This window comes from Aequorivita vitellina (assembly GCF_022008365.1).
Classification (GTDB): Bacteria; Bacteroidota; Bacteroidia; order Flavobacteriales; family Flavobacteriaceae; genus Aequorivita; species Aequorivita vitellina.
The window spans coordinates 1-1,999 of record NZ_JAIRBA010000070.1; the positions used below are offsets into that span (position 1 = coordinate 1).

The 1,999-nt window shown below is 35.5% G+C and carries 2 protein-coding genes; one reads left to right on the forward strand and one right to left on the reverse strand.

The features are described from left to right. Window positions 1-205: 205 nt before the first annotated feature. On the forward strand, window positions 206-1,138 hold the full coding sequence (locus tag K8089_RS15935) for a hypothetical protein (protein WP_237604287.1): 933 nt from the start codon (window positions 206-208) through the stop codon (window positions 1,136-1,138). Between the two features lie 639 nt (window positions 1,139-1,777). Here the strand turns inward: K8089_RS15935 and K8089_RS15940 are convergent. Beyond that, window positions 1,778-1,999 (reverse strand): hypothetical protein (locus tag K8089_RS15940; protein ID WP_237604288.1); only part of this gene is annotated, 222 nt, incomplete at its 5' end.

Here is a 1,999-nt window from a genome sequence, read left to right on the forward strand (position 1 = left end):
AGAACTTTCGGAAATAAATTTACTCCAAACAGCGTAACAGAACGCGGGAGCACTTGCCACAACAAGGCATAAACACAATAGCGGCAAAGTGCAAACCCCGAAGTTAATTTTATAAATTTAAGGTCTGTTATAAGCCGAAAAGTTAGTGCGCCAATCCCGCTACTGTGCTTATACTGGACGTTAGCCATAATACGAAAAAACAGAAGTGATAACCAACCAACCAACTGAAGAAGATTTTGAAAGAGTTACAATTGAGTGCTTAACACAAGCTTTTAATCTTCTATTTAAAGTATATCAAAATTATCAAGAGTACGATGAAGATATTCACGAAGATGTTGAAATGGGAGATATTTGGAATCACAATGTCGGAACAATTAGAACTTCCACAATATTACTTCATCAAGCGGTTGAGTCATTTATGAAATCTGTGATTTGCAGAACTTCACCACTATTACTTATAGAAAAAAATCGAGCAGATTGGCCAACTCTTCCAATGAAAACGAATAAAGATTTTGATAGTCTTTACACAATTTCTGGAGAATCACTTGTTGCGACTTTCTGTGCGGTTGAATCTGAACTAATTATAGATAATAAACTAATAGAATTTATAGAAAAAATAAGACAGAATAGAAATAAATCAATTCACGGAGCATCAAATATAGAGATTAAGCCAACTGAATTATTAGACGATATTTTAAATGCATTCACGTACTTTTTCGGAAGAGATAAATGGTTTTTACACATAACGAACTTTAATCTCAAAAATCCTCTTTTTGGTTACTATGATTGGGAATTTGAAGATGCAATCACTTACGAATTTTTAGATTTTGTAGAGTCTGTAATCGGAAGGAAAAAAATGAATAAACATCACGAAACAAATATTATTGGAAGAAGATATCATTGTCCAATTTGTAAAGATACCATTGACGCTGAATATGGAGAAATGAACAGTAAATGGACATTTTTACATCCAAACACACCAAATTCAGAGAATGTGCATTGTTTAAACTGTGATGGCAATTACAAAGTCACGAGAGAAAATTGCACAACTGAATCTTGTAAAGGAAATGTTATATCTTTCGAAGAGGAAGTAAGATATAAATTTTGTCTTTCTTGTTTTCAAGAGCAAAAGGAATAAGTACTATGGCTAACAATGTATATAAAACATAGCTATTACAGGCTTTCCGAAAGGTTTTTGTGTATTTGTGGCAACCGCCAAATTTGTAAATTTGGCTTTTAATAAAATAAAGATAAAAAGAAAAATTTAAAAATTCGGCTCGTGCTTAATCCGAAACGATAGCGTCTTTTTACACGCTACGTTTCATATACGGAGACGTTGTGGGGCCATTAAAAAGAGAGGAATAACAACCGAAAAAACCAAAAACGTACAGCGGACAGGAATGCCGAGAAAAATATAGCGGAACAATTCTGGAACGGATAAAAAAGACCGAAACGGATTTTTAAGCGGAACGGACAAAATTACGCGACGAGGAATCCTGACTCGCAGAGCGGAAACAAAACCCGTTCGCAAAAAAAATAGGGATAGACGATAAAGTTACAACGAGTTTGAATGAAAAATCGTTATTGACTGGAAAACCCGTAGCAGGACGCAATCAGAATGAAGAGCAGAATCGGAGAACGGCCCACAACACGGTATAAACACAATAGCGGGAAAGTGCAAGTCCCGAAATTAATTTTATAAATTTAAGGTCTGTTATAAGTCGAAAAGTCAGTGCGCCAACCCCGCTACTGTGCTTATACTGGACGTTGTGCAATATTAAACGAGACCCAAATCGCAGCGGAAAATTGGCGAAAAAGCGTCCGATTTTTTTTTGAATTTAGTATTTAAAAAGTGAAAAGCAGTTCGGACAAAAGTGCTGCGCGGACAATGATTTTTCTCGGACAAAAATACGAAACGGAAAAAAGGGAGTAGCTGGAATTTTTTGACATCGGAAAAATAAAACCAGCAAGCGCAATTTTGCTTTTCGAGGGCCTTTGA